General features: G+C 40.3%; 18 protein-coding genes. All 18 read right to left on the reverse strand.

Annotated elements, in window-relative coordinates:
* Positions 1–280: 280 nt before the first annotated feature.
* On the reverse strand, positions 281–2,218 hold the full coding sequence (locus I7804_RS12780) for a fructose-1,6-bisphosphatase (RefSeq protein ID WP_248403767.1): 1,938 nt from the start codon (positions 2,216–2,218) through the stop codon (positions 281–283).
* Between the two features lie 210 nt (positions 2,219–2,428).
* Positions 2,429–3,721, reverse strand: a complete 1,293-nt coding sequence (locus I7804_RS12785; RefSeq protein WP_248403768.1) for a dicarboxylate/amino acid:cation symporter — start codon at positions 3,719–3,721, stop codon at positions 2,429–2,431.
* A gap of 276 nt (positions 3,722–3,997) precedes the next feature.
* A complete protein-coding gene (locus I7804_RS12790; protein ID WP_248403769.1) occupies positions 3,998–5,593 on the reverse strand; it encodes a DUF5722 domain-containing protein in 1,596 nt (531 codons plus the stop codon).
* A 293-nt stretch (positions 5,594–5,886) separates the two neighbouring features.
* Positions 5,887–6,909 (reverse strand): DMT family transporter, encoded by a 1,023-nt coding sequence (locus I7804_RS12795; protein WP_248403770.1) that lies wholly within the window; start codon positions 6,907–6,909, stop codon positions 5,887–5,889.
* 230 nt (positions 6,910–7,139) lie between these two features.
* The gene (locus tag I7804_RS12800; protein WP_248403771.1) at positions 7,140–7,532 is read right to left on the reverse strand and encodes a flavodoxin family protein; all 393 of its coding nucleotides are present in this window, start codon (positions 7,530–7,532) and stop codon (positions 7,140–7,142) included.
* Positions 7,533–7,636: 104 nt separating this feature from the next.
* The gene (locus tag I7804_RS12805; protein ID WP_248403772.1) at positions 7,637–8,269 is read right to left on the reverse strand and encodes a flavodoxin family protein; all 633 of its coding nucleotides are present in this window, start codon (positions 8,267–8,269) and stop codon (positions 7,637–7,639) included.
* Positions 8,270–8,284: 15 nt separating this feature from the next.
* Positions 8,285–8,614: a putative quinol monooxygenase gene (locus I7804_RS12810; protein WP_248403773.1), complete on the reverse strand. Its 330-nt coding sequence runs from the start codon at positions 8,612–8,614 to the stop codon at positions 8,285–8,287.
* 218 nt (positions 8,615–8,832) lie between these two features.
* Positions 8,833–9,579, reverse strand: coding sequence for a nucleoside/nucleotide kinase family protein (locus tag I7804_RS12815; RefSeq protein WP_248403774.1), 747 nt, complete (start codon positions 9,577–9,579; stop codon positions 8,833–8,835).
* A gap of 366 nt (positions 9,580–9,945) precedes the next feature.
* Entirely contained in the window at positions 9,946–11,325 is a 1,380-nt protein-coding gene (locus I7804_RS12820) for a glycoside hydrolase family 5 protein (protein WP_248403775.1), read from the reverse strand.
* Between the two features lie 528 nt (positions 11,326–11,853).
* Positions 11,854–13,335 (reverse strand): extracellular solute-binding protein, encoded by a 1,482-nt coding sequence (locus I7804_RS12825; protein WP_248403776.1) that lies wholly within the window; start codon positions 13,333–13,335, stop codon positions 11,854–11,856.
* A 291-nt stretch (positions 13,336–13,626) separates the two neighbouring features.
* Positions 13,627–14,628, reverse strand: a complete 1,002-nt coding sequence (locus I7804_RS12830) for a carbohydrate ABC transporter permease (protein WP_092042927.1) — start codon at positions 14,626–14,628, stop codon at positions 13,627–13,629.
* The gene (locus I7804_RS12835; protein WP_242829488.1) at positions 14,621–15,532 is read right to left on the reverse strand and encodes a carbohydrate ABC transporter permease; all 912 of its coding nucleotides are present in this window, start codon (positions 15,530–15,532) and stop codon (positions 14,621–14,623) included. The genes I7804_RS12830 and I7804_RS12835 overlap by 8 nt, the downstream gene beginning before the upstream one ends.
* Positions 15,533–15,546: 14 nt before the next feature.
* Positions 15,547–18,141, reverse strand: a complete 2,595-nt coding sequence (locus I7804_RS12840) for a DUF5696 domain-containing protein (RefSeq protein WP_155242088.1) — start codon at positions 18,139–18,141, stop codon at positions 15,547–15,549.
* Positions 18,142–18,152: 11 nt separating this feature from the next.
* Positions 18,153–18,809: a YIP1 family protein gene (locus I7804_RS12845; RefSeq protein WP_022754998.1), complete on the reverse strand. Its 657-nt coding sequence runs from the start codon at positions 18,807–18,809 to the stop codon at positions 18,153–18,155.
* A gap of 1 nt (position 18,810) precedes the next feature.
* The gene (locus I7804_RS12850) at positions 18,811–20,328 is read right to left on the reverse strand and encodes a hypothetical protein (protein WP_022754997.1); all 1,518 of its coding nucleotides are present in this window, start codon (positions 20,326–20,328) and stop codon (positions 18,811–18,813) included.
* Positions 20,329–20,337: 9 nt separating this feature from the next.
* Complete coding sequence (locus I7804_RS12855; RefSeq protein ID WP_022754996.1) at positions 20,338–21,237, reverse strand: carbohydrate ABC transporter permease; 900 nt, start codon at positions 21,235–21,237, stop codon at positions 20,338–20,340.
* Between the two features lies 1 nt (position 21,238).
* Entirely contained in the window at positions 21,239–22,177 is a 939-nt protein-coding gene (locus I7804_RS12860) for a carbohydrate ABC transporter permease (protein WP_027205452.1), read from the reverse strand.
* An 11-nt stretch (positions 22,178–22,188) separates the two neighbouring features.
* Positions 22,189–25,140, reverse strand: a complete 2,952-nt coding sequence (locus tag I7804_RS12865; protein ID WP_248403777.1) for an extracellular solute-binding protein — start codon at positions 25,138–25,140, stop codon at positions 22,189–22,191.
* Positions 25,141–25,177 lie beyond the last annotated feature (37 nt).

Genomic DNA, 25,177 nt, shown 5'->3' on the forward strand with positions numbered 1-25,177 from the left:
GCAGCATTCTCAGAATCTTTGCAATGGCGGACTGTATATGAATCATTGCCACGCTTTTTAATTGTTTTATAAAATTCATGAGTATGATAGATTGAGTTTTTATTCTGCCCGGGGTTCACATGTCTGAGCGCAGCGAGTTTGAACCCCAGAATAAAAGACTCAAGATATCATGCCATGAATTTATAAAACAATTAACAGCATGGCAATGATTCATATACAGTCCGCCATTGCAAAGATTTTGAGAATGCCAATAAGCAGAGGTGTGGATGCACTTCTTATATCACTTCTCCTTGATAAGGCCGTTCTTGTATGCTTCCATTAGTTCCTTGAGATCATCTATCTGCTTCTTAAGTTCTCGTCCGACATCAGTATCCCTTACCATAACTCTCTTCTCAAACTCCTCAGTGCTTACTATCTTGGGCGTATATTCCTGCCCGGGTGTGAAGCTCCTGTGAACAGCAAGGGCAAGGTGATGAGAGTTGCAGATAAGTGTATACCCTGCTATTCCTGTCTTTTCATGATATGCCTTGGACAATCCTCCATCTATGACATAGAGCTTTCCATCAGCTTTGACAGGGCTCTCTCCATTCTTAACTTCAACAGGAACATGTCCGTTGATTATATGAGATCCTGCGCAGCCCAGACCAAACTCACTCAATATCTTTTCAACATATTCTTTATTATCAGTATATGAATAATATGCATTAAAAGTCTCTTTACAAGCTGCCTTATCATCGACAAAATAGTGCTCGAATGTTGTTATCTTGTCTTTGCCAAAAAGAGGCGAATTCTTGCCGCACCACAGATACCACATAAGGTCTACTGCTTTTCTTTTCCTGACAGGATCTGTAACCTCATCCAGAAAATATGCGTCAATGCACATCTGGTTCAGATAATCCATAAGGCTTCTGCCGGAGAATGATCCGTCTGCATTACTGATCTCAACAAACGATCCGTCATTATTCATAGGAATGCAGCCGTGGTAAAGGAGGTTATTGTTGCATATCTTGTACATAGCTCCGTGGGAGTATATAAATCGTATATGCTTATGCAGAAGCGGCGAATGAATAAAGCTCATCTTAAGGGTATGGATGAGTTCACCCTCTTCAATCGTCAGATTATAAGGGTGGAGCGGATCAACTGTAGGGAAGTTCCAGTCCTTAAGCTTATAAGTTGCGCCATCTATTGTAACTGTATGCTTGTCATAGTCGATGTTATTAAGAAGGAGCCTGTCTTCCATCTCGTATTCCGGATGCTGCATTATAAGCTGTCCTTCAAGCTTGAACTGTATGATAGAGATAGCCTTACACATCTTGGCAGCAAGCTCGGGCTCTACAGAGTCGTACTTGTTCTCATCAAGCTGATGTATCTTGAAATTATCACATGGATCATCCGCATATGTGCTTGCAGCAAACATAGAAAGAGGACGAAGGTTGATACCATAACCATCCTCAAGTACGTCAAAAGAGTTATAGCTGGTCGCAATCCTAAGTACATTGGCTATGCAGGCTGTATTGCCGCAGGCAGCGCCCATCCAGCTAACGTCATGATTGCCCCACTGGATATCAACGTCGTGGAAATTCATAAGCTCGTTCATGATAACATCAGCATGAGGTCCTCTGTCGAATATATCACCGATTATATGAAGTGAATCTATAGTCAGGTTCTGAATAAGACCGCACAGGGCTGTGATGAACTCATCTCCTGCATCCACGTCTATGATACCGTTTATGATCTCCTGATAATACTGCTTCTTGTCAACATCCTTGGCATCATTGTGCAAAAGTTCATCTATAGCATAGGCATAATCCTCAGGCATCTTCTTACGAACCTTGGACCTTGTATACTTTCTACCAACACATTTTACTATCTGAACGAGCCTAAATATGGTAATCTTCTGCCACTCAGCATTATCTACGCCCGTCTGTCTGGCATTTGAAATAATTCTATCAGGATAATATATAAGGTTAGCTAGATAAAGCTGCTCCTGACTAGATAACATATCTCCAAAGGTCTCTGTGATCTTGGCCCGTATGATACCTGATGAGCTCCTAAGAAGGTGCACGAAGCTCCTATCCTCTCCATGAAGATCTGAGAAAAAATATTCTGTTCCCTTTGGAAGTGCACAGATCGCACGAAGATTGATGATTTCTGCACCAGCCTTTCTTGAATTTGGATATTTCTGGCTTAAAAGCTTAAGATAGTCAAGATCTCGCATAAAAATGTCTCCCCATATAAATGTAAGTGTTTACATAACAATAATACAACTTCTTTAAGTTTACACGCAAGCACACTTTTACCTGCACATAAAAAGCAGTAGACACGGTACACCCCCTATCTACTGCTTTTGTGGTTTTATAATTTCAGTTTATTTCTAAAAATATTATCTACTCAAACTTCCCGCTTGGAAGTTTCAGTTATTTTTTTTTCAGCTCGCTTTTTCGCTCGCTTTGCTCTTAGACACTTTTTTATTGATCCAATCCTTACCATCAGTAAATCTTGCAACGATGAAGCTAACTACATAATCCCCTGCTGCATTGACCATAGTTGCAGGAGGATCGATGAGATTGCCAAGCGCAAGAGCTATAGGATATGCAATTGCCATCTGATCAGGGAAGAACATGGTTACAAGGACAAGTTCTCCTACTCCGCCGCCTCCCGGGATTCCTGACATAGCTACTGATGAGAACACAGCTATTATGATAGCAAGGACAGCTCTGCCACCGGTAAAGTCCATACCGAATATTCCAAAGAGGAAAGCAACCTTGAGGATTGCAGACATTGATGAGCCATCCATATGCATTGTAGCGCCCATAGGAAGGACTATATCCGTTACATCCTTAGGCACACCGGATTCCTGCGCAACTTCCATATTGGTAGGGATGGTTGCAACAGATGAGCATGTTCCAAATGCTGTAACTGCAGGTCTGAACAGGTGCGAGAACATAACTGATATACCCTTTTTGCCGCCGCCAAACCATGCATACAGAGGGAATGAAACAAACATGTATACGAAACAAAATACATAATAAGTAATAAGCGCTCTTGAATAGTCACCGATAAGGTCAGGTCCGTATGTAGCTACAAGACTTGCAAAGAATCCAAAGAATCCGATAGGTGCATAGTAAGTGATAAGCTTAACGATGCGCATGATAACTTCAGTCATGTTAGAGAAGAACTTGCCTACAATAGACTGTGATCCGCCGCATCCCTGAATTCCAAAGCCCGTAAATACAGATGCTACGATAAGAGGCAGCATCGCTCTTCTTGAAAAAAGAGCTGTGAAGTCTTCAACTGTAAAGAAGTTAATGATCATCTGCGGAATCGAAATAGTATCACCAATCTCGCCTTCAGTAAGATCATATGTATGTGTAACAGGCGGGATCACCATCATGACTATATAAAATAAAACTGCAGCAATAAGACCTGTTACAAAGAATGTCGCAATAGTGGTTCCAAGTATCTTGCCTGCCCTTTTGGGACTTTGCATATTACCAATGGCACTTGATATTGAGAAAAATACCATAGGCACAACTACGCAGAACATAAGGTTTATAAACAGCTTACCTAGTGGTTCAAGAACAGTGGCACCGCTTGATATAGTGCTGCCATCCTCCCCTGTTACAACAGGCCATATCCATCCGACAATGCAGCCTGCAACGATAGCTATCAGCATAGCCATAATGAAACCATAACTTTTTAGAAAATTCTTCCTACCCATAGTCCTCCTTCCGGCTCCAACGAGCCAAGGTCCAACGATTCTAAAAAATAAAAAGGCAGCGCCTTGAGAGTCTATAAGCTCTTCATCGCGCTGCTCTTTAATATTATCTCATTGCTATATATGCGTAGTCAATTACAATACGTATACATTCGCACGTTTTACCATCTAAATGCAAACTGTACCTCTGTTCGTTCCATCCCCTTACAGATCAAGAGATTTTATATCCTGGTCCATGCTGCATCATCTAACTTATTATCTTCTATGGTTAAGTCCCTTTTACCTTGAATACGCACTCATGTCATTAGCCCACTTATCTGCTCCTATTATGGACTGGGCAAAAGCTACTGCATTATCAGAACCGCCAGTGTTCATATCCCTGAAGTAGGCATATGCAACTTTTTGATTGCCGCTTGAATCGAGGATTCCGAAGTACAGGTTCTGCGCTATCTCTTCGCCGCTTTCTTCAAGATTTTTGATAAATATACCTTTTATATACTGGTTCCGGATAACTCTGTTGTAGGCATATATGATTCCCGCAGCCTGCGAGTTCTGATCACCGTATACCGCTGAGCTATAGCCACATTCTGTCAGATATACAGGTCTTACCTGACCTTTATTATTAAGATAAGCTGACTGACACAGATAATCCGTGAGAACTTCTATATTCTCCATTGTAAGCATATCTGTGCCTGCATCATGACTTATAAGTGACCCATAATATGGCGTCATCGGAGTCCAGAATGGTGTCCAGTACAAGGGAGTATTGTACGGATGCTGTGCAAGTCCCCAGTTAATGTTACCTTCTGACTTAATATAAGCATTGACATTGTCAAGAACATCTCTTCCATCGTAGAAAGTCGGATCAGAAGTTCTGTTTCTGTCCCACATCTGGTCGATACACATGCAGACATTGGCGTTTTTGTTCTCACTCATGATAGCGTTGTAGCAGATCCTAAGACTATCAGCATATATTCTTGAGTAGGTTGCAACATCAGTATATGGCAGATAGTTCCATGACAGATACGCATTAACTTCATTGCCTATAACCCAGTTATCGATCTGGCCATGTCCAGTACTTCCGTTATAGCGGTTACTGATATAAGACATCAGAGCTTCAAGCTTCTCAAGACCTCTTTGATCAGCAGTATTGAGCATATAATAAGGACAGGATCCGCCGCCATCCCTTGCCGTAGGATAGACAAACTCCGCATCCTTATAGCCATTTAGAACCACCATCGTTACTGCAAGGCCTTGATTGTTATACTTTTTCATCAGCTCGTCATAGCCTGAGAAGTTACCTGTGATAGACCAGGTCTTGCCATTATAATTCCAGTTGCCGCTGGAAGATTCGCTTATGCTGAACTGGTGGATATTAAAGTTATAGGCAGTCTGACCTGCATTAAGACCTCCAAGGTTATTGCCCCAGATTCCCTTTTTGTTGGATTCGTTTTTCCTTGAAGACGTATTGGTTGCCAGAGCTTCCGGGTTAGTTATGTAATGGAAGTTACTAACTATTGTGTAGCTGCCACTATTTAAGGTAGCAACTGCAAACTTGTCATACAGATGAGAACTTGCAGTTCCCTTATTCAGGGCAAAAGAAAATGTCGCACTAGTACCTGCAGCTGCACTTGCAACAGGAGTTCCCGACGGCGAAGCTTCGTACATCTTAAGCGCAAACAAATGGTACAATCCGTCATCGCTTGAAAGTACAGATGACGCAGACGCCTTGACTATTACATTACTTCCTTCAATCTGAGCCGAAGTAATACTTACAGTTCCAGCAGCTCTTGCAGGAAGCTTAGACGGAGCCAGAAATACAAACAAGGCAACAAGTGCCAGAAATATAGCAGAAATCTTTTTCTTTTGATTCATAGATAACCTCTCTTTATACCTGAAAACTCCATATAAAGTCTTAGTACCAAACTAAAGCAATGGCTTTAATACCACCTCTTTAAATTGATATTGTAAACAAACATTCAGATATATGTATATCGGAGGATCGCACTAATTCCTGAATATTTCTTCTGGCTTTCTTTTGCCAGCTACTCTTTCCTCTCGAGTATTCACTGGCAGTTATCAGCAAATACATTTATATTGCTCAAACTTCGCATCTGCCAAACATACGCCACCCTCTGAGGCAGATGCGAAGTTCCAGTTATATTATTCTATTTACTTTTCTTATTGATGATATATATTCCAAGACTTACAAGCACAAGCGCTATAAGAGTATAGATACTAAGTGCCTCCGCGCCTTCATGAAGGAATATCGCAGATAATATAACTCCCATCACAGGATTGACGAAACCCAGTACTGTAACAGTACTAACAGGATTATATTTAAGGAGTACTCCCCATAATGTATATGCACCAGCAGATATGAATGCCATATAGACAAGAAGCGGTATACTTCCTGCAGACACGATGGTTAGATTCCCGCCCATAAGCTTTCCGACTATGCTCATGACGATCCCACCTATGAAGAACTGATAGCCTGACAATATCACAGGATTCTCTTTTTGGGAAAAGAGCTTAATAAAACATCCCGCAACAGCACTTGCAAATGCTGCAATAAGCATCGCTCCCTCGCCCTGAATAGAGAACCCTCCTTCAAGGAAGGATGCGCTACCACCTGTAACGCAGAGAAATACTCCGGCAAAACCTATAAGCATACCTGCAGCCTTACGGACAGAGAGCTTTTCAAATCTAAAAGCATATACAGCAAGAAGTATACTAAAAAAGCTGCCTGCTGCATTAATGATGGACCCTCTAACACCTGATGTAAAAGCAAGTGCCATATAGAAGAAAATGTACTGAAGTATAGTCTGGAAGCAGGCAAGTACCAGGATGTATCCAATAGATGATCTCTTTGGGATCAGTACCTTTTTCTGAAGAATGCTTCCAAAGATGATGACCATAATACCTGCGATTATGAATCTGGTTCCTGCAAAAAGGATCCTTGATGGTGTATCACCTGCTGCTATAGCGAATAGTTCATATCCTATCTTGATAGCAGGCGAAGCGCTTCCCCATAAAGTGCAGCAAAAGATTGCTGTAAGGATCACGATAGGAAGCTTTGTCCATATAGGCTTCTTGTATGAATATGAATCTGCATTTGGATTTTTACTTGTTTCTGAGACATTTACAGTAGATGAAGTTGATTTTATAGAAGTGTCATTGCCGGATTTCATTGTTGTCCTCTTATTTTTATTTATTATAGTCATATTCCATGAATTATAGCACAAAAATCTTTCACCTAAACCTGGTTTTGGTTAAGATGAAAGATTTTTGTTTTATAGATCAAAAATGTATGAAACGAGTTAAAAGTCTCGCCTTGGTGTTATTTTATCGGATGCATTTCCAAGTCATATTACAGGATGTAATTCAGACTTTTCCGGAAATGCATGGATGTATTTCCAAGTCATAGAACCCTCTTCGCAAACTCTTCTGCAGCTGCGATATTAGAATCAACAGCCTTACTCTTAAGGTAGAAGGTTTCAGATACTACCTCAATGCCCTTTTCCTTGAGCCCTTTTGCAATAAGATCAAGTGCATGCTTGGAAAGCCATGAAGTAGAGAATACAACTGCTCTTCCAATTTTAGATGCATCGATACCTGCAATGTATTCTTTTAATACATTGTCAATTCCATACGCATATAAAGCGCCGCCTATAAATAATGTATCAACTCTTTCAGTGATCTTAGCACCTTCCTGATCAACAGATATAGCATCAACTCCTGCAACTCTAGCAAAAGCCTCAGCCACTTTCTTTGTATTTCCTGATTTTGATAAATATCGAACTGCTACTGACATAATAAACCTCCAATCGAAATATTTGATTGTGTACAATTTATTATGACGTCACTTTACATTTTTATCAAGTATACAACAATAAAAAATCTATAAATAATCAATTATCATCCAAGCAGATCTTCTCTTACAAAATTGGTCCATGCATGCTGCTCTTTCTTGGGAAGTCCAAACTTCTCTTTGCCAAGGGCTATACTCTTCATAAGAAAAGACATATTTCTTGCAAGAGCTCTCATGTCAAAAAGGCCCTCTGCATCGCCTCTTGCTTCGCCGTCAGCGCCGCCGTGGACACTGTTCCAGTAATAGCTTGAAGCTACCGGCATACCTGATATAGTAAAGTACTTATTGATCTCATCAAAAGTTGCTGACAATCCGCCTCTTCTAGCCACAACTACGCTGGCACCGACTTTCATGGTCCAGTCAAAATGTGAGCTATAGAAAAGTCTGTCCAGAAATGCTATAAGCGTAGCATTGGCTGAGGCATAGTATACAGGTGATGCAAATACAACACCGTCAGCCTCTTCAAACAGGTGCACGGATTCATTGACAATATCATCAAATGTGCATCTTCCAAGTTCAGCGCATCTGCCACATGCGATACATCCTCTTATATCCTTCATACCGATATTAAGAATCTGAGTTTCTATCCCCTCATTTTCAAATTCTTTTACCATCTCATTTAGAGCAACAGCCACATTGCCCTTAACATGCGGTGAGCCGTTAACAAGTACCACTTTCATAGTCTGCCTAGCCTCCTACTTTCTTATAAATGCTGCATCCTTATCAGGCATGTTATCATCCGATACATACCTCTCAACTGTCATATGAAGATCATATTTATCACGAAGTTCTGCAATAGTCTTCATCATAGGCGATGCATGGTGAGCATCAATAGCTGCCTGATTCTCCCAGCTGTCTATGAGAAGGATAGTCTCAGGATTGTCCATAGAGATATAGTATTCATATCTTAGATTTCCTTCTTCGGCTCTGATAGCAGCAACTGTCCCGCTTCCTATCATTTCTTCTGCAAATTTGGCTGCAGATTCATTCTTGCCTGTATATCTAAGGTTAACAGTAATACTCATGAAAGCACCTCCTTTTGCAAAAAATCGTACAGATTAACTATAACATATATTTAATCCCTAAAAATGTCAAAAAGATTACGCAATCATGAACTTGTTTACATATGCATTCTTGAACATAAAATTCAAGAATGTACCAAATAGGTCAATTTCAAGGTAAAGATATTATCTCACGAAATCCGTAGCCGGTATTGACTTGATAAGATTCTTTCAAGACAACATTATAAATTGCCGACACACTTATAACTGCCATCTTCAAGGACTTTAAGCATAACATCTGCATCTGATGATCTGTCCAGAACTGTTCTTACATTGTACATATCGCTATAGTCAACGAAGTGCTCTGCTTCACTTCTTCCCTTGCCACTCATAATCTTCCTGTCTATAAGGCGTGCATGGAGCATATCTGTATCAGCTGTAACACTGATAGTCATGTCTGCATAATCCTTGAGCCTGTTCCAGCCTTCATCTTTAAGCAGTAGATAATTACCTTCAAGTATTACAATATTACTATCTACAATAGTGGCATCTTCCTGCGGATTGTGAGTCATCCTGTTATAATCAGGCCACGAGCATCTATCTCCATCTGCTACATGCTTTACTTTATCAAGAAGCATATCAAGATCGAAGGTCTCCGGTGCACCCTTTACATCTATCATAGGAATCTTATGTCCATCCCTTATGATAGAATGCGTCTTAAGATAATCCTGATACCTATGAAAACCGTCCATACCTATTACCGTCACCGGAGTAAGACCGTCTGTGTTTTCTGATAGATATTTTAGAAAAGACAAAAGAGTGCTCTTCCCACATCCAGGAGGAGCCGCAAGCATCACAAGTACTCTTTTTCCTTTTTGGTCATGCAGATCTTTCATTTTCTGCAGCAAAGGAATAAAGATATTGTCTATATTATCTTCAGAATACGTTGCCTTAACTTCAATTCCATTTATATCAAAAGTAATATTCAAGTCTCACCCTCCGAAATACTCTTTATGAACTATCGCATTCATAATTATCTTTACAAGTTTATAAGTGTACCTGCCACATATAATTCTCTTTGCAAGTATATAAATGTATCTGCCATATTATATGCCATCATGTGACTTATGATAAACTCTTCGCCACAAATTATAACATCAAAAAAGTCCAAGCAGGGAATGCCCACCCGGACTTTTTTACACTGACATATATCAAGCGTCCAACTTGTATTTGATATATAAGTGGAACGCCTGATTATAAAACGATATTCGAAGCACCAAATCAACTTTATTCGCAGTAACTAACCACTTTATTCGTAGTACTTAAACAACATTATTCACAATACTTAAACAACGTTATTCGCAGTACTTAAGCATTGCTTCCATAACCTCGGGATATGCAAGTGTACCGTCGTCACGGTTTATGAAACCAAAAAGTTCTCCGTTACCTGCAAATGCACCATTGTCCCAGATTGTAACAGTAAGGCCGCAAGATCTTGCCTTAGCTGTATAATATGCTGCCCAGTCAACTCTGTCCTGAAGATTACCATTCTTATCAACTGCTCCGCACTCTCCGATAAGAACAGGGATACCCTGACTTATATACTTTGAGTATATTTTATCCATAAAATAGTCAATATCTTTTCTGCTATCGTATGAGCTTGCATCAAAATTATCAATACCGGGGCTTTCAAGAGCAAAGCTATATGGTGTATATGCATGGATAGATAAGATTATCTTATTATCCGCACTGTCAGTAGGAATCACAAATCCATCATTAAGAACTCCGTCAGGACTTGCGCAGTATCCGGGGCACATAAGATAGCGGTTTTCGTTATTACTGCCGGATGCTCTTACAACATCTACAAACTTCTGATTAAGTTCATTGATTATGGCAATAGCCTCTTTACAGTCTTCGTTATTTGGATCGATCCACCATTCATTAGTGTGACCTACAAGTCTGGGCTCATTAAGAGCTTCAAATACAAGCTTATCATCATAATCCTTGAATCTGTCAGCAACCTGTGTCCAGATAGACTCTACATACTTAAGAGACTGCTCTTTATGATCCTCGTCAGGATAGAAGCCATTTGCTTCAAGGTGATTATCATGATGTATATTGATAATAACATACATATCTTCTTCTATTGCATAGTCTACAACTTCCTGAACGCGGTCAAGCCATGCCTCATTGATCTGAAGATTTTCATCAACATGATTGTGCCAGCTTATAGGAATCCTTACAGTATTAAAACCATTATCATGTATAGCTTTTATATAATCTTTAGTAACTTTGTCATTGCCCCAGGCTGTCTCTATAGTAAGGTCATCTTTGACACCATTGTCAACAAAAGCATCAAAAGTATTTCCAATATTGTATCCAAGCTTCATATTCTGAACGAACTTAAGACCATCATTATCAGGAATATCTTTTTGAGCTATATCTAATTCCGGAATTTCAATCTCAGTAGCCATCTCTTGGGCCTCCTTATCTGAATCTAAAGTACTTGCATCTGCATTAGTATCACCTGTCAAGCTCTCGCTAGTATCGTCAGTACTGCCGGTATTATTATCAGCACTATCGCCAGTTTCTGATGCATCTGCACTTGCACTGTCATTAGTAACTGCTCCACTAGCAGCTTTATCATCCACTGATCCATTACCATTATCATTCCCTGATACGCCGCACCCAACAAGTAATAGTGCCAGCAATACGCTAACTACCTTCTTTTTCATATAATCTCCTTGAGCAATATACTATCTATATCATTTTACTTATAAATCTATATTACTAATATATCTATCTGCATTATTTATACTCAAACTTCCAACTTGGGCGGCGCCGTGTCTGAGAAGGTTTTGCATGGGCAGACAGAATATGAATCTTTGCTACGTTTTTTAATTGTTTTATAAAATTCATGAGCATGATAGATGAATTTTTTATTCTGCCCGGGGTCCACATGTTTGAGCGAAGCGAGTTTGGACCCCAGAATAAAAGAATTCATCTATCATGCCATGAATTATAAAACAATTAACAACGTGGCAAAGATTCATATTCTGTCTGCCCATGCAAGATCTTCTCAGACACAGCGCCGCCCAAGTTGGAAGTTTAGACATAAAACCTATAAAATACATCATATCCATTTTCTAAAAAGAGGCGATGCATCATGCACCGCCTCTTAAGTTTTATGCTCTTATACTATTTTTAATAGAAGTTTATTATTAGTATAAAAGCGCTCTCTACTTTGAATCAATGATCCAAAATTATTTGTTAGCTTCGTCGATATAAGCCTTCCATGTATCAGCAATTGCTTCTGTAAGAGCTGCAACGTCTGCGTTAGGTCCGATGCTCCATACAAGCTCCTCACCAAGCTTAAGGTTAGGAATCATGTCGTGGTAAGCAACTGTACCGTGCTCAGGCTCAGACATCATTGTGATTGTCTCTGTTACTGCTCTTTCATCGAATACACCCTGACGAGCTGTTGAAAGGAATCCGTTGTAATCTTCGTATCCTTCAGGAGCTTCTGTGTAGAGGTTGTAAGCGAATGCGATCTTCCAAGCTCTGTCTGCATCATAGCATCCAGGAATAGCTGCTGGGTTGTTGCTCCATACGTTTACATAAGTGTCCATCTTAGGTCCCTTAGGGAACATTACGAAACCAACTTCATCTTCCATATCAGCAAGGAATGCACCAGGTCCGCCAGCATACTCATCTTCTACCATGAATGCAGCGTGTCCCTGAACGAACTCTTCCTTGTAGTAATCCCATTCAGCACCTTCTGGATCGTGGTTGTCGAACTTGTTATACATATCTACGCACCACTCAAGAGCTTCCTGAGTCTCAGGAGCTTCAAGGTTGTATACATACTTACCGTCAGCATCCTTAGCTACATAAGATCCGCCGTTAGAGAATACAGCTTCAGTTGTCATAACACCTTCGTTAAGTGTAAGACCATATACATCATTGACACCATCGTTATCTGTATCTCTCTGACACTTAGCCATAAGCTCTTCGAACTTATCCCATGTCCATGTGCCATCTGCCTGCATATCATAGATGCTTTCAGGATCGATACCTGCTTCTGTAAGAAGTCTCTTGTTGAAGTAAACACCTGTACGAGGCTCAGCGATACCAGCTGACATAGCATAGATGGAATCGCCCTTAGAATACTGCTCGTGGATAAGGTTTGATGTGAACTTATCCTGTGTGAAGTCAAGGCAGTCAAGAGTTGCAAGGTCATACATAAGACCATTGTTCATAGCTGAAACGATAGCTGCATCACCTCTTAAGATGAATACATAGTTATTATCGTCGCCGCCTGTTGTAACATAGTCTACGAAATCCTGAGGTGTTGTTCCCCAATCGGAAATAGCAACCTGCTTAATCTTGAAGTTGTATGTCTCCTGGATCCACTCACGATACTCGTCAAGAGATTCCTCATAGTCGTTTGAAGGCTCAGCCGGCTCTTCAGGAGACCACCAGTCACGAACTATGATTTCCATTCCGCCAAGATCGATAGGATTACCATTCTCATCTGTGATAATCTTTGGACCCTCTTCCTCAGCTTCTGTAGCTTCATTTGATGCCTGATCTGTTGTGCCTTCATTAGCTGTTGAATCAGTAGCTGAATCTCCCTGATTTCCAGCATTACCTGCATCACCTGAACCGCCACAAGCAACAAGACCTGCTGACATAGCTGTGATTGTTGCTACAGCAATTGCTTTGTTTGCTAACTGCTTTTTCATATTTTTCCTCCTTCATAAGAAAAAATTGTTTTATCGATAACCACTGATAGTGGAAATCTTCCTTCTCAAAATTTGATCCCCTATAAAGTATACCTAAACTAGTAATTAAATACCATAAGTAAACTTTAAATTATATCATTATTTTGGTTTCCTGTGGAGCCTGAACACCAGACCCCACAAGGTGGACTGTTTACAGTTCAGGAGTTAAAATTGCCAAAGGCAATTCTAACATCCCACGGATTGTTTACAATCCAGGAATTAAAATTGCCAAAGGCAATTTTAATCTCCCAATTACATCTTAATACCTGTAGCACTTATACTCTCTACGAATGCTCTCTGTGCGAAGAGATAGATAACAATAAGTGGCAGAATGATCATAAGTGTACCTGTTGATAAGATACAGTTGGAATAAGCAACTGAGATAGTTGTCTTGATTCCAGATATTCTCTGAATATATGCACCAAGTGAATCAACGATTCTTGCAAGTGATGTACTTACAAGAGGTGTTGTTCCAAGGAACATCTTGGAGTAGAATCCATCAGTCCACTGCCATACAAATGCGAACAGGAAGCAGGATGAAAGGATTGGCTTACTCTGTGGAAGCATGATCCTTGCAAATGTCCTTAGCATGCCGCATCCGTCAACATATGCAGCCTCTTCCATATCACCGGGGATGTTTCTGAAGAACTGTCTTATCATATAGATATAAAGACCATTCTTAAGTCCCATCGCTGTAGCACTCATAAGATAATATGGAAGCTTGGAACCTCTAAGGTTTATAGTCTCACCTGTTATGAGTTTAATGATTCCAAAAATATCAAAGAATCTGAAGTGCAGATACAGTGAACTTACGATTGTCTGCGGAGGGATGAGGATTACAAGGATTACACAAGCAAACCACATATTCTTAAGCGGGAACTTGAATCTTGCAAAACCATATCCAACAAGTGTACATACAGTAATCTGTAAAAGAGCTATCGTAAATGATATAACGATTGAATTTACAAGAGCCTTAGGATAAGACATTACATCTGATGCCATCTTGTAATTGGCTGTTGTAAAGTGCTCCGGGATATTAGTAACAATCGGGTTATACAGATCCTGCTCTGTCATGAAGCTGACAGAGATCTTATTCAGAATAGGCTGAAGTATAAGGAAGCACATTCCGAACAAAAGGATGAATCTGCAGATACTTACAGCTATCTCTATGATCTTCTTTCTAAGGAGATATCCGCCTGAACGCCTGTTTCTCTCCCAGAATCCGAGCTTTTCGATATTCTTTGCTTTAGTCATAGTAGTAAACCTCCTTAGAGATCAGGAATGATGAGATTCCTATAAATGCCAGGACAACTATGAAGTATACCCAGGACATCGCTGAAGCTCTGCCGTACTGCATCTGATCGATCATTACAGCCTGAATCTTCTTAATAACCTCGTTATCAGATCTCATGCAGAAGTCAACTACTGTATAAATCCAGTTAACAAGGAACATTGAGCTTATCATAGGGAATGTGATCTTCCAAAGACTTTCCCACTTAGTACATCCTTCGATATCAGCTGCTTCATACATACTGCTTGAGATTGTCTGAAGACCTGACAGGAAGATGATGATCTGAATACCTGATGCTATAGCAACATCATAGATATTATCAATAACTTCGAAGACCTTCTCAAAAGCTCTTACACCAACTCCGGAAGTTCTTAAGATCTCTTCCAGAGCTGCTGTGATGCTAACACCGCTTGTTGTATCTTCGATCTGAGCTGCAAGTGTAGCCATAAGCTGGTTATTGGTTTCAAGTCCTAAGATAACACCGGATGAAAGGATAACCGGAAGGAAGAATATTGCACGTACAAGTGCTCTTCCCTTGAACTTCTGATTAAGTATAAGTGCTACGAAGAATGAAAATACTATGATAGCCAGTGAGTAGACAACCATTCTTCCAAGCTCTTCTACAAGAAGTCTTGTATACTCAGGATCAACTCTGAATGCATATTTTAGGTTCTCGAGTTTGTTAAATGTAAGTGTGAAGTTACCGGATCCAAGACTTACTTCAGAAAAGCTCATGTGCAGTGACTGTAAGAGTGGCTTAACCATAAAGGCAAGGAATCCAATAATAAATGGCGATATAAACAAATATCCGGCAATGGCTTTTCTCTTTTGAAGACCCGCCAGTTTATTCTTTTGCTTCTTCATCATTAAATCCTTTCCGCTTATGATCTCACTACCAGATAATCTCTGGCAGGAATTGTCTGACCGTCTGCTGTTACATCTTCAAAATCATAGTTGACATATACCTTGGTTCCATCAGCATAAGTAGTTACAGAAAGTGTACCTGACAGGTTCTGATGATCTACCATTTCCTGATTGAATACATGTCCAAGCTGTTCATTGTATCTTGTGTAGTACTCTACCATTCTGTCGCGCCATGCATCATAGTCTGATCCATAGTACTCTGTGTAAAGTGTCTTCTGAAGTGCGAATGAAGATTCTTTCATAACTGTGAATGAAAGACCTGCACCATACTCTGCGCTATAGAGAAGCTGCTGTACATCATCTCCGCAGATGTTAAGAGGATAACCTGTGTAGTTTACATATCCGTGTATAGCCAGCTGATAGAAAGGAACACATTCATCAAGGATTGTGTAATCATTTCCTCTAAGATCCATATTAGTAACCATGCTTGCATATGGAACTACATAGTCGTTACCCATATTGACCATAATGTTCTGGCCAGAATCATTAACTGCCTGGAATCTTGCAACCTGAGAATTAAGAACTGATTCTCTGGAGTGAGTATCCTTAACATAATAGTCAGCAGAAAGATCTTTACCGTCATCTTCGAATGATACGCCTGCGCCGTAGCCAGCTGCTGCATTTACAAGATTGTCAGACATCTGTCCGGCAAGTGTTGAATGAAGAAGGTAGAATGTCTTAGCGCCTTCTCTCTGAGCATATGTTACAGCACTGTACTGATAGAGCTCTGCTCTTTCCTTGTTGATGAACTTAGCTGCATCTGTGTATGAGAAGAAACCATCGAAGATATTTGAGTTGTACTCATACTGTGTTACACCGTTAAGATACAGGTTAATGTTCTGCTGCTTAGCATAATCACTAAGAGCTGTAAGATCCTTCTTGCCGCCAAGACCGCCTACAAGGTTAACATTCTCAAGGAGCTTCTGGCTTACACCACCATTGCACCAGCCTGACATCTTAACTGACATATTGTTAAAGCCGTTTGCATTAAGATCTTCAAGTATGCCCTGTGCTTCTGCATATGTTGTAAGAGGAAGAGGCCTTGATACAGGAACACCGACAATCTGCTTAACCTTGTCAACTGCACCTACGATCTCAACTTCTACAGGAGCTTCTGCATCAGTGTTAAGTGCCATGTAATCTCCATATTTATTCTGGAGATAAGAGCCATAACCCTTAGCCATATCTACATAGCTGCCTGAATCTACGAATTTGTATCTCTGAGACAGATTCTCATCAGGAAGTTCTTCGAGATATTTGTAGATCTCGGAATTAGCGATATCTGCAACTTCATACTGCTCTCTCTGACAGATGCTGTATACAGCATTTACATAGTTATAATTGTTGTTCTTGCCGGATATATCAGCCTGAACGGAAGCATATGACTTACCATCTTCAAGCATACAGATGAATGAATCATCACCCTGAGATATTCCGTATACACCAAATGATGCTCTTGTGTTATGAACCAGGGCCTTACGTGAAAGGCACATATCCCATCCATAAACGTTTGCATAATAACTGTTCTGTGAAGTCTTACCATTATTGAAGTTGATGATAGCACCGCCGCCTTCAGGAACCATCATGAATCCCTGATCATCTTTGCCACCTGCTCCAAAATATGGAAGAACTGAAAGTGTGTAGATCGGATAATCTGATTTGTACTCAAGCTCTTTAAGAGGAACCTCTACAACAAGCTCATCGCCTTCAAGTCTGTAGATAACATTTACATTGAAGATAGGTTTGTCATTGACTGTCTCTGAAAGATCGAGTTCTTTGTCAGCAAGATACTGTTCATATGTGTATCCGGCTTCTTCAAAATACTTCTGAATTGTCTTTTTAACATTATCCTTAGTACCGGGACGAAGAACATATATAACGTTTGTCTCTAATATAGGATAGTTAGCAAGAAGTTCTTCTTTATTATCCTTTTTACCAAGATCATTAATATCATACTTTTTGTAATACTCGCCTATGATATTAAGACCTTCCTTGGTCATAGCTCCGGTCCACTTCTCATAATCCTCTGCTGTACATACCGGAGGAATTACGAATTCTTTCTGAACCTGTCCAAGTGAATATTTAACTTCAATCTGGTCTTCACCGGGTATTACTTCATAGATCTTATTCTTTACAGAATAGTTGAATGAATCATATGTGGTTTCAAGACCTGCCTCTGTGTTAAAAGACATAACAAGAGTTGACTGAAGTTTTGCCTTCTCCTCAGGAAGTGCGATGGGATCATCTTCACTTCCATCAGGGCATGATTTCCATACTTTACCGCTTGACTTTACAAGCAGTTCGAACTGTGTGGTCTCAGGATCCATAGTAAGCTTTAATGAATCATTTTCGATAACCACAGGTCCTTCGATTTCCGTATACGCGTTTGGTTCGATAATCTCAGGTGGGACTTCCGCATTCTGATAAGTAACGACCGCAAATACAATTGCTCCGATTATAGCCAGGAATATCACAGGAGCAATCATACTCTTGAGAGTTTCTTTTATAGCGTTTCGTCTCTCTACCTGTCTTTCTGTCAATTCTTTTTTCATATAAGCTCCCATTACAACCTAAATAGAAATTCTCTACCTAAAGAGATAAAGTAAGCGACACCCTGTGAGATCATACTGAAGAATATCATTAAGATAAAGATCATTACCAGCATCGCAAAAAGTGTAAATACTGTGAATAAAATGTTCTTACCAAATGAAAACTCATGTATCTGTCCCATGGCTGTTACTATCAGTATTCCTGCGTAGACAAGTGTGAGTCCGCTAAGTACTGTATAGAACTCCTGCTCATCTACTGTTACATAATTACTGAAGATCATCAGAGGAAGCTGTACAAGCGGATAAGGAGTAAGGCCGTAACATGTTGCCATGTATACCTGGCCAAGTCTTCCTTTACCATCAAATAGTGTTGTAAGTCCCCAGTTACCAATAACCCACAATGCAAGTGGGAAAAGAATACTTGCAATGTATAAGAAAATATTTAAGTCTTCCCAGTAAACCGTTAAGAATATAAAGCTTGTGAAGCGAAGCTTCAAAACACGAATCAAAACTGTTGCAAATAGAATCGTGTTGGCTGCAGCCATTGTTCCTCGTTTTTCATGAGTGAGATCCCAGAAACCATCAAGAGGATGTGACATGCAGTACAAGGCAAACTTTAACGAATCCAGGTATTTAGTCCTTTTATCCTTTTGTGTTAAAACTTGAAGCATATCATCCTCCGTTACGTTTCATATCATCAATTTCAGCCTTTTCTATTTCCCACTTGATCTTCTTGTATCTCTCAATGCCAAGCGGAATGAGGAATATAGCCAAGATAACAATAACTATTATTACGATATGATCTTCTACCCATTGTTTTCTGTACTGTTTATAAGCTTTGGAGTAGTTATCTGCGTCATACTTAAGTTCGAAATAATCCATCGCACCCTTGTAATCTTTCTGACGAAGAAGTGCTCTACCAATTCCTATATAAGCAAGATCATAGTTGCCATCAAGTGCCATAACCTGGCGCCATGACTGCTCTGACTCTTCATAAAAGCCCTTATCGAACTGATCGATAGCTTCGTAGATCTGTTGACCGAACTCAGTAGGTGTGAAAAGAGTGATAGCACAGTCAAGTTCATCAAGTACGAACAGATCGTAGTCCATATGATCGATAGCAGAAGGTCTTCTGAAGTAACCATCCATGTTACCGTTACCACCAAATGCGATCACCATGTTGCCCTGATCATCATAAGCAAAGAGTCTGCCTCTGTTCTTATCAAGGCATACATAGATATCATTATCAAAGCAGGTAACATCTGTAAAATAGGATGCGCCTTCATAACCACCGCCGTTACCCATGTAGAGGTCACCTATAACAGGCCATTCACCGTTTCTTACAAGGATGTCATTACCCATAAGGTTAAGCTTTCTGATAACATCTACGCTTCCGCTCTTGATTTCTTCTGCTTCACCGGAACCTGTAACAGCATATATGAATCCTTCATGATCCATATAGAGGTTATCATACTGAGTAGGTACGAAGTTCTGCATGAGAGCTCTCTGCTCCTGTGTTGCGAACTTCTTCCAGATATAATCTGTCCAGTTGTAGGTAACAGGTGTAGCTCCTACGAAACCGGCAAATGTTCCATCTGATTCATACTTGACAAGACCCTTGTTGATACCTGATGCTACACAGTAAACACGCTCTGCGGAGTCAACGGATACCTTTGTAGGCTGGAATACAAGTGCCGGATCAAGTGTTTTATCATTGGGCTTATTGAATTCCATTATGTAGTTAAGGTCTTTATCAAGCTTTAAGATTCTGGCATTACCGCTATCAGCGATAAAGAAATTGCCATCATCTGACACCTGAACATCTGTAGGTGCTGCAAAAGTGCTGTTGTCAGCGCCTTTAAACGAATCGATTATCCTCTCAACTTCAAGTGTCTGAGGTGTAGGTCTGTTAAGCTCTATGATCCTGTTATTACCTGTATCACATACATACAGCTTATTGCCTACTACTGTAAGTCCCTGTGGAGATTTGAGCTTTACATCAAGTCCAAGTTCTGATGATGTAAAAACCTTGCTACAGGTATATGCATTAGGTGCATCCTGTACATCTCCCCAATAGTCATAAATATATGAGTAGCTTCTCTCGGCAGCTACTGCTGATAGCGGAGCAAGAACTGCTACCGCTACCGCACATGCCCCGGCGAGGATTCTCTTAATTGTCGCTTTTTTCATGTCCCCTCCTTAATCCTTCAAACCAGAACTAGCCATTGTTTCAAGAATCTGGCTTTCTGAAAGAACGAATATAATGATAGGTACAATCATTACAACAACGAGAACCGCTGCACCCTGACCTGTTCTTGCAATACCACCTGCCTGAATCTGCTGAAGTGCATATACAAGTGTCTTACGCTCTTCTGAGTAGATATATGTAGATGCTCTGTTGTTCCAAAGCCCCTGCACTGAGAAGATGATAAGTGTCATCCATGCAGGCTTAACATTAGGCATTACAATTGTCCAGAATACTCTCCACTCATTGGCACCGTCGATCTTGGCAGCTTCAATAAGTGATGTAGGAAGACCTTCCATGAACTGCTTCATAAGGAAGAGTCCCATAGGTGATGCGAACGCAGGAATTATGATTGCCCAATATGTATCAATCCATCCAAGCTTGTTCAAGATCAGGTAGTTAGGAATCTGTGTAACATAACCTGTGAACATCATCGCAACTGTTATAATCTTGAAGAATGTCTGTCCACCCGGGAAATCATACTTAGCAAGTACGAAAGCTGCCATAGAAGCTATGATCAGATGTCCAAATGTACCTGCAAATGTGATCCATACAGTATTGAACAGATATCTTGAGAATGTAACCCAGCTCTTACCCATTGTTACAAACAGATCCGAGAAGTTATCCAATGTCGGATTCTGAGGGAATATACGCGGCGGGAACTTAAAGAGTTCATCCAGAGGCTTTAAGGCACTGCTGACCGCATATATGATTGGGAAAGCCATTACTATTGCTATAAATAATAAAAACAGATATAAGAATATGTCGCCGATAATGGAACGGTTAGGCTTCCTTCTTTTCACTAAGGGCTTACGATATTCTTTTTCTTTTACGACTTTTTCCTTTTTCTTCATTTTACGTACCAACTCTTCTCAACAGATTTTGAATTAACTTGTTACAAAGGATCATCATAAGGAACAGAATTGTTGCTATTGCACACGCATAGCCCATTTCAAATCTCTGTGAACCATAGTCTATAAGGTGAGTAACGATTGTGCTGGCTGCATAGTCAGTACTTGGATTACCACAAAGGGCCATAGTTACATCAGCTACGCCGAATGCCTGAGTGATACTCATAACGGCACCGAACATAAGCATTGGTTTCATGTTAGGAAGTGTGATGTACCACAGTTCCTGCCATCTGTTCTTAACGCCATCCATGTAACCTGCTTCAAACTGTGCCTTATCGACACCCTGAAGACCTGCTACGAAGGAAAGGAAGCCTGTTCCCAAACTCATCCACAGGATAACCAGCATACATATAGGAAGCATATACTGTGGATTTACGAACCAAAGAATAGGTGAATCAATTATTCCAAGGTTAATAAGTGCTGCATTAACGTATCCATATGCATCTCCTCTGAAGAATACAGAGAAGATTACATAACAGTTACCTGCTATAGATGGTGCATAGAATACGATAACCGCAATGGATCTGACCCATCTTGGAAGCTCATTGATAAGCCATGCAAAAAGGAATGACATGATATATCCAAGAGGTCCTGTGATAACCGCTATCATAAGCGTATTCTTGACACTGGTAAGGAAGACATCATCCTCAAGTATCAATGAAACATAGTTCTGCAATCCCAAAAACCTCGGTGGCTGCAATATATTGTAGTAAGTAAAACTAAAATATATTGAAGCTACAACCGGGAAGACAAAAAACATTGCGAAAAGAATTGCATATGGTGCAAGGAATGCGTAGCACATCTTGGATACTTTGGCCTTTTTGACCATTATCTGGGCTTCACGCTTCCTCAGCTTAATATACTTACTGAAAAAATCTTTCATACCTTCTTCTCTCATTCCCCATAAACCGGCAGACCAAATTCTTTTCTCTTCTTGGTTAACTCATCATCAATCTTGATGGAGTAGTCGATTATGGTTTCTCGTGAATCTACCTTTTCGTTAAATACTTTACGTATTGCATTGGATAAATGTCTTCCTGTGTAATATCCACCAGGAACTTCTCTGATACCTACTGTCTGATCCCACTGAGCATTGAGTACTTCGATATCATCTGAACTCCATGACAGATTGGAAAATGCTACTCTGTTAGCTGTTGCATATCTTGCAGATGCACCCAGAAGAGCTTCTATCTCACGACCGAATGTAACCTGAGTTTCAGGCTTAGCCCACCACTTCATGAATTCCCATGAGTTCTGGCGAAGCTGTTCATCTTCAGTCTTGATCATCATAGTTGCCGCACCTGATATAAAGTCTGAGCGGTCAATATAAGTAGTACCATCTTCATTTGTACGAACAGTTCCAGGAATGAGTGTAAAGTCCCAAAGACCTCTTATCTCAGGAGCTGAAACCATCAGAGTGTTGTAAGTTGAGTATGGTGCAATACCAATTGGCATCTCACCGGAACGGAACTGTGAAACAAAGTCATAAACTGTAGGTATGCCATAATCATTGAAATACCTTACATAATCTTCAAAAGCTCTGATTCCAGCTTCTGTATCAACTGTTGTCTTATTACCGGCTTCGTTATATACATCTCCTCCATACTGGAAAAGAAGTGAAAAGTACATAGACAGATCGGCTGATGCTGACATAATACTTGTTGAAGCCTGAGCAGATGAAGATGAACCTGCTGCACTAGGTATACCAACTGAAAGGTTTTTACCCTGAATAGTAGGCATTTCTGCAATGAGCTCGTCCCATGTATCCGGAATTTTAAGACCAAGTTCTTCCATAACGTCTTTTCTATAGAACATTACGTTGAAGGTCTGTGTCTCAGGAACACCATAGATATGTCCGTCAAGACTTATCTGTTCATATGAGCTTTCAGAATAGTTAGCTAGAACTTCCTGATAATCAGGGAACTGAGTGATATCTTCTGCAGATCCACGAAGTGCATAGTTTACAGGCTGATCAGCACCTATTGAAAGAACTACATTAGGTCCTCTTCCTGCTATTACGGCACTTTGAAGTGCGCCTGCATCAACGATCTCTACATTAACTTTGATTCCTGTATTTGTAGTAAAGTCTTCATCGATCATGGACTTAAGGATTGTACCCTGATCTCTACCAGTAAGAACCCAAACCTTAACTACATCTTCGTCATCGCCATATACATCACCGACAGCGTTGTAATCAACAAGGAAAGAAGCTATGAATGACTTGATCTCATGTCCAATCTTGTCAAGAGCGCTTTCCGTATCCTTTTTGGGCGCAGTTCCTGCTGCTGTTACTTCGATATAGTCGATGTCCAGCTTGGTCATACTAAGATTAAGAGTTGATGTACCAAGAGCTGTAATATTATCTTTGAAAGTACCAAATTCTGTAGTTATCTTATTGGGCTGCTTGCAGAATCTTTCAAGCTGCTGTGCAAGAGTCTGAGCTGTTGCAATTGAGTCGCCCTTCTGACCTGAATAGTCAACCATGTCATCAACTATCTTATAAAGTCTCTTGGACTCAAGGTCCATAGCTTCCATAACTTCAGGATATGTTGTCTCGATATGATAGTCTCTGTACTGGTCAGGTGAAGCTCCTGTATAAACGAGAATCTTACGATACATCTGATTCAGTCTGTATGTTGAATCTTCAATCTCTTCAAGGATAGTACCAAGCCCTCCAAGTGAAGCTTCAAGTCTGATCGTGTGTGTACCCTTTGTAAGATAGAAATTATAAGGATTACCATTCTCATCAGAGAGTGTTATAAGATCCCAGTTGTTTGCATAAGGGAAGGAGATCTCTTCTACTTCTTTGAATGGAATCTCTCCATCAATATAGAGCGTTCTATTAGAAACATTACCTCTTGAATAGTTCTGTCTTCCTTTTACAGTGAGGTTATAAAAACCATCCTCTTCAACTGTTACATCCCATTCAATCCACTGTCCGTTTGTGCTCCATGCTTCTCCACCAACATAGTTAAGAACTGTATGCATAAGTGACATTGGCTGAGTGGATGGTGAAGATCTGTCATACTTAGCATAAAGTGATGACTCTGATCTTCTTGCTGATTCTTCGCCCTGAACAACCTGTGTATAACCATCTTTCTGGTTGGCACTGTTATCAGAGTTAGCAGCAGTGTACTCTTCGTATGTTGCAAGTTCGAATACACTTGTGAACTTCAGGCTCTTGATTGCCATCGGCTCATTGACTGCTTCAAGTGTTACTTCGTTCTCGCCTTTGTTAAGGAAGAACTTGTATGGTTCTGAGATGTAACCAAGCTTATCTCTGAAATAAGCATTCTGCCAGCAGTACTCTTCAGCCTGTCTTGGTCTTATTTCATTGCCCTGGTTATCAACTCTCTTCTCTCCACCATCAACCCATACTCTTGAAAAAGAAATATTGATGGCATCATCGAACGGAAGTTCTCCGTTGATGTATACTGCTCTTTCAGCAGCAACACCTCTTGACTCTGGGAGATAATACTCAAGGTATAGATTATAAAAGCCTTCTTCCGGAGCATTAACTTTGAAGGTTACTTTTGAATCAAGTTCTGTATACAGAACATTGCTTTCGCCTTCATAGCTTGTCTCGAACTTGACATCGCCTTCAGCATCATATGTGGAAAGATCAATATCAATGTCCTTGTCGGAATTCTTGGCTCCCTCATGTTCAAGAAGGTATCCGGTATAGCCGCCTGTACGTTCCATACCTTCAACTTCTTTGGTGAGGTCTACCCCTTCGTACTTGTCCCTAAAGTTTTCGACCCTTTTTGTCAGAAACAATGCAGCGATGCCTACTATTGCCAGAACCGCTACAGCCCCGATTGCCAGGCCTTTTTTCCAACTTTTCATATACCTATCTCCTGCATTAGATTTCATAATTTAATTA

This window comes from Butyrivibrio fibrisolvens, from assembly GCF_023206215.1.
Lineage (GTDB): Bacteria > Bacillota > Clostridia > Lachnospirales > Lachnospiraceae > Butyrivibrio > Butyrivibrio fibrisolvens_C.

Bases quoted from the DNA above. Each gene is read 5' to 3' on its own strand.
- I7804_RS12865 (WP_248403777.1), bottom strand. From the start codon at position 25,140: ATGAAAAGTTGGAAAAAAGGCCTGGCAATCGGGGCTGTAGCGGTTCTG.
- I7804_RS12855 (WP_022754996.1), bottom strand. From the start codon at position 21,237: ATGAAGAAAAAGGAAAAAGTCGTAAAAGAAAAAGAATATCGTAAGCCC.
- I7804_RS12835 (WP_242829488.1), bottom strand. From the start codon at position 15,532: ATGATGAAGAAGCAAAAGAATAAACTGGCGGGTCTTCAAAAGAGAAAA.
- I7804_RS12805 (WP_248403772.1), bottom strand. From the start codon at position 8,269: ATGAAAGTGGTACTTGTTAACGGCTCACCGCATGTTAAGGGCAATGTG.
- I7804_RS12825 (WP_248403776.1), bottom strand. From the start codon at position 13,335: ATGAAAAAGCAGTTAGCAAACAAAGCAATTGCTGTAGCAACAATCACA.
- I7804_RS12860 (WP_027205452.1), bottom strand. From the start codon at position 22,177: ATGAAAGATTTTTTCAGTAAGTATATTAAGCTGAGGAAGCGTGAAGCC.
- I7804_RS12780 (WP_248403767.1), bottom strand. From the start codon at position 2,218: ATGCGAGATCTTGACTATCTTAAGCTTTTAAGCCAGAAATATCCAAAT.
- I7804_RS12800 (WP_248403771.1), bottom strand. From the start codon at position 7,532: ATGTCAGTAGCAGTTCGATATTTATCAAAATCAGGAAATACAAAGAAA.
- I7804_RS12850 (WP_022754997.1), bottom strand. From the start codon at position 20,328: ATGAAAAAAGCGACAATTAAGAGAATCCTCGCCGGGGCATGTGCGGTA.
- I7804_RS12840 (WP_155242088.1), bottom strand. From the start codon at position 18,141: ATGAAAAAAGAATTGACAGAAAGACAGGTAGAGAGACGAAACGCTATA.
- I7804_RS12790 (WP_248403769.1), bottom strand. From the start codon at position 5,593: ATGAATCAAAAGAAAAAGATTTCTGCTATATTTCTGGCACTTGTTGCC.
- I7804_RS12785 (WP_248403768.1), bottom strand. From the start codon at position 3,721: ATGGGTAGGAAGAATTTTCTAAAAAGTTATGGTTTCATTATGGCTATG.
- I7804_RS12820 (WP_248403775.1), bottom strand. From the start codon at position 11,325: ATGAAAAAGAAGGTAGTTAGCGTATTGCTGGCACTATTACTTGTTGGG.
- I7804_RS12845 (WP_022754998.1), bottom strand. From the start codon at position 18,809: ATGCTTCAAGTTTTAACACAAAAGGATAAAAGGACTAAATACCTGGAT.
- I7804_RS12830 (WP_092042927.1), bottom strand. From the start codon at position 14,628: ATGACTAAAGCAAAGAATATCGAAAAGCTCGGATTCTGGGAGAGAAAC.
- I7804_RS12810 (WP_248403773.1), bottom strand. From the start codon at position 8,614: ATGAGTATTACTGTTAACCTTAGATATACAGGCAAGAATGAATCTGCA.
- I7804_RS12795 (WP_248403770.1), bottom strand. From the start codon at position 6,909: ATGAAATCCGGCAATGACACTTCTATAAAATCAACTTCATCTACTGTA.